Annotated in this window: 2 protein-coding genes and 1 tRNA gene; 2 read left to right on the top strand and 1 reads right to left on the bottom strand. The window is 52.7% G+C overall.

Annotation, left to right across the window (positions count from 1 at the left end):
* The first annotated feature begins 478 nt into the window (after nucleotides 1-478).
* A complete protein-coding gene (locus tag FAP39_RS17075; RefSeq protein ID WP_138017584.1) occupies nucleotides 479-4,765 on the top strand; it encodes a Hint domain-containing protein in 4,287 nt (1,428 codons plus the stop codon).
* Between the two features lie 321 nt (nucleotides 4,766-5,086).
* Here the strand turns inward: FAP39_RS17075 and FAP39_RS17625 are convergent.
* Nucleotides 5,087-5,183: transfer RNA gene (locus FAP39_RS17625), tRNA-Leu, on the bottom strand.
* 285 nt (nucleotides 5,184-5,468) lie between these two features.
* Here FAP39_RS17625 and FAP39_RS17070 point away from each other — a divergent pair.
* Nucleotides 5,469-6,092, top strand: a complete 624-nt coding sequence (locus FAP39_RS17070; RefSeq protein ID WP_138017583.1) for an ATP-binding protein — start codon at nucleotides 5,469-5,471, stop codon at nucleotides 6,090-6,092.
* Nucleotides 6,093-6,154 lie beyond the last annotated feature (62 nt).

The raw sequence follows: 6,154 nt of genomic DNA, 5'->3' as shown, positions 1-6,154 counted from the left end.
GAACATAAACCAGATGCATCTTAGCCAAGCCGCAAACCTGTCCTAAAAAGCAGGACCACTTCAAACAGTGCGGATCAAATGGTTTCCGAAATCGGCCAAATACACCCTCCAACCTAATTATTGATGAATTTTCCGCCGCCTTCCATCCAATTTCCGCCACATTTCCGCCCCACTTTCGAAACAATTGACACACATTGCGCACTGACCAGTGCCCCCACCTCAGGTCAAAAAATTAATCAATTATGCAAAAATTTGAAGAAATTCGCATGTTTTGGTTTCCCGAATCCCCTCAATAGATCATATTGGCTCCACGTCCGACTGGGGGACGATAAGTGGCTCGGGGCGGCCAACCAAAAATATTTAGAGCATCTACGTGATGTATCAGGCATGCGTGCGCGTGCGGTGAGCAGTCTTTTTCTCGCTCCTAAATGCGTGTGGTTTGTCAGAGAGAGCACGTGCGTTTAGAAATGAGGTTACTATGGCTGATCCTACTGGCCCGGGTGTCGTAGAAGGCACAGAGAATGATGACGTAATTGACTCCGGTTACTCGGATGGCGACGGCGACTCGACCTCGGGATCTGGCGATCTCATCTATGGCTTGGGCGGGGGCGACACCATCGAAGGTGATGGTGGCAATGACACCATCCACGGCGATAGCGGTGCTGATCTTGAAACTGAGCGCGAGATTTTCAAGTGGTCCAACAGCCCCTCGTTTTCTGACGGTGCCAACGCTGCGAATTTCACTCAAGACACCGGTCTTGCTGAGATTTCATTCTCAACCGTTTCGCAAAGCGCCGGCGTAGAAACAGAGTATGACACCGCAGCGCAAAATGTGGATGATTTGGATACTGATGTGTCTAACACATCGTCATTGAACTCCATCCTAAATGGTGACCCTAACTCTGCGCACTATCGCTGGGAATCAAATGCACCCATCGAAAATGTAGAATTCCGCATCAACGACATTGATGGCGATGGCCGTGTCACTGTGTTGGCATATGATGCGTCCGGCAATGCCATCGAGGTTCAACTGAGCGACGCTGGGTCTGGATTGTCGTTGACTGACACAAACAGCGTCACAGGCAATGATACCGCGACAAGTGTCGACAATAACTACACAAGCGCCGAAGCCGACGAGCATTCGGTTTTGGTGACGATCGCAGGTCCTGTAAGCCGCTGGGAAATCGTGCACGAACAAGACGGTGGCAATAACACAGGTATTTCGGTCACTGACGTTGCATTCGATGTGACCGAAGCCTCTGGCCTACTCGGTGGCGGCGACGACTCCATCTTTGGCGACGATGGCGATGACCTCATCTTTGGCGAAGGCGGAAGCGACACCATTGATGGCGGTGAAGGCCACGACACTATCTATGGCGGCTTTGAAGAAGAAGGCGCTGTCACAGGTCGTGAGAGCTTTAACTGGAGCGAGATCAGTGCGACGGCCACTGGTACTGGAAACACCATTCAAGATGGCGATGATATCGACCCGCTGTATACGCAGGATACGGGATCGGTCACCGTCACTTATTCCGAAGTGTCAAACACAGGCACATATACTAAGTTTGAAACAGACAATCAGAACATCGACGACATCGATGGCGGTTCCGAAACCGTAGACGACAACAGCTCGCTTGAATCCAAAACCGACAATGACGGCGAAGGTGCGACCTATCGTTTGGACTTCTCTGACCCTGTTGCAAACGTCGATTTCCGCGTCAACGACATCGATCATGACTCGGTTGTACAAATCAAAGCCTATGACGTGGACGGGAATGAAATCCCCGTCACCTTGACCGCCAGCGCCAGCACGGACCTGACACTCAGCGACGAAGACACTGTGGCAGGAGATGATACCGCAAGCGCGACCGGCAATTCCGGCCCGAACGATGGCGATGACAACTCGATTTTGGTCGAGGTGGCTGGCCCAGTATCACGGATCGAAATCATTCACAGCAATGATGGCGGTGACTCGAGCCACATGAATGTCACAGACGTGTTCTTTGACACATTGTCCACTGGCGACGCCGTCGACGATAGCGGCGATTCTTTGATCGGTGGCTTGGGCGACGATGTGATCTTTGGCCAAGGTGGCGACGATACAATCCAAGGCAATCAAGGTGCGGATTCAATCGAGGGTGGCACGGGCAACGACAGCATCGATTCATCCTCGGGTTCGGGTCTATTGAACAACAGCCCGGACTTGGGTTTCCCATCATACATGGGGCTTCCTGCCATTCCAGCGGATGGTGACACCGAAGACGACCGCGATTTTGTGGATGGTGGTGCAGGCAACGACACCATTGTCACAGGCGATGATGCCGACACAATTATTGGTGGTTCGGGTGATGACAGCATCGACGCTGGCGTGGATGCCGACACAATCCAAGGCGGAACCGGCGACGATACGATCATCGGTGGTGAAGGTAATGACACCATCGAAGGTGGCGATGATGATGACGTCATCTATGGTGGACTTGATCCATCTGCACCTGACTATCTGAATATCCCGAACGATGGTTCGGTCGGCGACCCTGATCCTGTGACCAACAACGGTCAAGACTTGATCGATGGTGGCGCTGGGAATGACATCATATTTGGTCAAGACGACGATGATACAATCACGGGTGGGTCAGGCAACGACTTCATCGATGCAGGTGTCGATAACGACAGCGTTGATGGTGGCCAAGGTATCGACATTATTACCGGCAATCAGGGTGATGACACCCTGTCGGGTGGCGATGATACAGACCTCGTGCTTGGTGGCACCGGTGACGATGTCGTCACGGGTGATGCAGGTGTTGATATTCTCGACGGTCAAGAAGGTGATGACACCGTCGATGGTGGCTCAGAAACCGACTTTATCTTTGGTGAAGAAGGCGACGATAGCCTGATTGGTGGTGACGATAGCGATCTGATTGTTGGCGGCATCGGTGACGATGAAATCTATGGCGACGGCACCACAGGCGAAGGCAACACTGCAGGTGGCACAGGCGACTTGTTGATCGGTGGCGAAGGCGACGACACGATTGTTGGCGGCTCTGGTGGCGACGTCATTGATGGTGGCGAAGGCGCTGACAACATGGTTGGCGGCGATGATCGCGATACCTTTACCGAGGTTGGTGTCGGGGATGTCATTGACGGCAGCGAAGGTGGTGACGACTTTGACACGTTGGTCATCAGCGGCAACGCATTGATCGATTATGACCCATTGGATCCATCAGGTGAATCCGGCACGATTTCGTTCCTTGATCTGACGACGATGACGGTGACAGGCACTGCGACATTCCAAAATATCGAGAATGTGATCTATGTCGAAGACCTTCCAAACCATGACGAGTTCTTGGACGAAGCGCTTGATGACGCTGCGGATGTGCCGGATGTAGTTTTGGTTTCGGGCAGCGAAGTCCTTGAAGACGACTTTAGCGGCGCAACCATCGGTATCGTTGATGGTACAAATGGTCCTGACCCCATTGATAACTCTTATATTGACGCAGAAGGTGACAGAGTTGATCCGCTCGCGAACGGGGTACCTGGCGCGACAACGAATGATGACACCATTCACGGTTATGACGGTAACGACACCATCTTTGGCGGTCTGGGCGAAGACGAAATGCTCGGCGGTGATGGCGATGACATCATGTCTGGCGGCGAAGGTGACGACGTCATGCGTGGCGAGGCCGACAATGACTTATTGTTCGGCGGCGATGGCAATGATGAACTGTCGGGGGGGGAAGGCAATGACACCCTCGTTGGTAATGCCGACAATGACCGTTTGGAAGGCGGCGATGGCGATGACTCACTGGTTGGTGGCACCGGCAATGATGGCCTTTACGCTGGCGACGGTGATGACACGTTGCGCGGCGGCGACGGCCAAGACGCGCTTTCTGGTGCGGCTGGTGATGACCTTCTCGACTTGGGTGGCGATGCGGGTCTCAATATCGCATACGGCGGCGACGATCAGGACACATTTATTGGCCTGAACGACAATCACACCGTGTTCGGTGGTGAAGGCGGCGTTGACTTTGACACCTTGGATGTCGGCAGCGCTGTGCCTCCGGGTGGGTCTTATCAAGTCAATTATACTGGTGGGAATCCTGCCAGCGAATCCGGCACAGTCAGCATCTTTGACTCTGGCAACAACCTTGTCGCCACAATCAATTTCGGCCAGATCGAAAGCGTGATCTGCTTTACCCCCGGTACGGCGATCCTGACACCGTTTGGCGAAGTTGCGGTCGAAGATTTAAAAGAAGGGGACCGTGTCGTTACGCGCGACAATGGGCTACAAACTGTGCGCTGGGCTGGCAAAAAGCGCCTGTCGGGCCGCGATTTGCTCGCGCGTCCGCACTTGCGTCCAATTCTGATCCGCAAGGGGTCTCTGGGATCTAACGTACCTGACCGCGACATGATGGTGTCTCCAAACCACCGCATGCTGTTGGTCAGCCGTGAAGCACAGCTTTTGTTCCAAGAGAGCGAAGTTCTTGTTGCTGCCAAGCACCTAACGCATATGCAAGGTGTGCAACAGCAAGCCACGACAGGCATCGAATATGTGCACTTCCTCTGTGATCAGCACGAAGTTGTCATGGCAAACGGATCATGGAGTGAAAGCTTCCAGCCGGGTGAATACTCCATGAACGGCATTGGCAAAGCCCAGCAAAACGAGATCTACGATCTGTTCCCAGAGCTGCGTGATGCAGATGGCCTTGATACGTATTCGGCGGCACGCCTCACACTGAAGCGCCACGAAGCAAAACTGATCGGATAACATTCTGGTCTGCGGTTTCAAAATCGTAACCTCAAAGGCTGAGACGTCGCCACTCGCGGCATCGTCTCAGCCTTTTTCGTTTCATTCACACCTTGCCATGCCGATGGAGTATCCATGTAGGTGCAACTGCGTCGCTTAAGCTCGCTGAGCAAGCACACCTCATGGAAGACATGAAGGCACCTAGACTGACGCGCTCATGCACAAACACGATCACAGTCTTCAGGCAACTCTTGCCGTAGTGTAGTTGGTTTGTTGCGTTGGTGGTTGGTGACCCCAAAAACGAACAAAGCCACCCTGAGGTGGCTTCTCAATCGACTTTGTTGGTTGCGGGAGTAGGATTTGAACCTACGACCTTCAGGTTATGAGCCGTAAATCCAATAAATTCAATAACTTATGAAAATCAACAACTTAGCCCGCATCGCTTTGAAAGCACGAACTCTCACCTCCAATAACCAGCCACAATCAGCGACGCCAAACAACAGACAGTTGGGTTAAAACCACCTTCGACTGTTGATGTGGTGTTGAGGTAAACTTAATCCAAAATCAGCGATCGTAATCACGTTAGGAGACGTAAGCCATGAGAGTTGGTTGCTGATTGGCCATTTGAAGATTTCCGGTTCGGACGGGCACAATGTCAATCTGTTGTATCTGACCCAGGCCTGACATACATCGTCGGAGCAACTTTTAGCTGGAGATAAAATTCATGGCTGAGACCCTCGAGAAAGAAACGTTTTCCTTTCAGACCGAAGTCGGTCAACTCTTGGAGATTGTCGCCGGATCGCTCTATTCCAATCGCGAAGTGTTCCTGCGCGAGCTGGTTTCAAACGCGTCAGACGCCTGCGATAAACTGCGTTACGCCGCGCTAACAGATACCGGTTTGGCTTCGGCGGAAGATCTAGCCGTCACACTTGAGATTGATAGCGGCACAAGCACCCTGTCGATCGCAGACAATGGCATTGGCATGAACCATGCCGACCTTTTGGACACCCTTGGCACAATTGCCAAATCCGGCACTGGCGCTTTTATCGAAGCGCTTAAGGCGGAGGAAAAGGATCAAGTTGGACTGATTGGCCAATTCGGCGTCGGGTTTTATTCAGCCTTCATGGTTGCAGACCGGGTGGATGTTATAACCCGCAAGGCCGGTGAGACTGAAGCATGGCTTTGGTCCTCCGATGGCAAGGGCGCGTTTTCCATAGAACCTGCGGATCGAGACAGCAATGGCACCACCGTCACCCTGCACCTGAAAGGCGATGCCGCTGAGTTCGCCGAGGAAGCCCGTGTCAAACATATCATCAAGACCTATTCAGAACACATCAGCTTTCCGTGAAGTGGTCCGGCAAATTCGGACAGCGTGCTAAGATGTATCCAACCCGATTGAATGGATACAAG

The sequence above is a fragment of the Shimia litoralis genome, assembly GCF_005518135.1.
GTDB lineage: Bacteria > Pseudomonadota > Alphaproteobacteria > Rhodobacterales > Rhodobacteraceae > Shimia_E > Shimia_E litoralis.
Note: the sequence above shows the minus strand (reverse complement) of the source record. Positions and strands in the feature narration are given on the sequence as shown.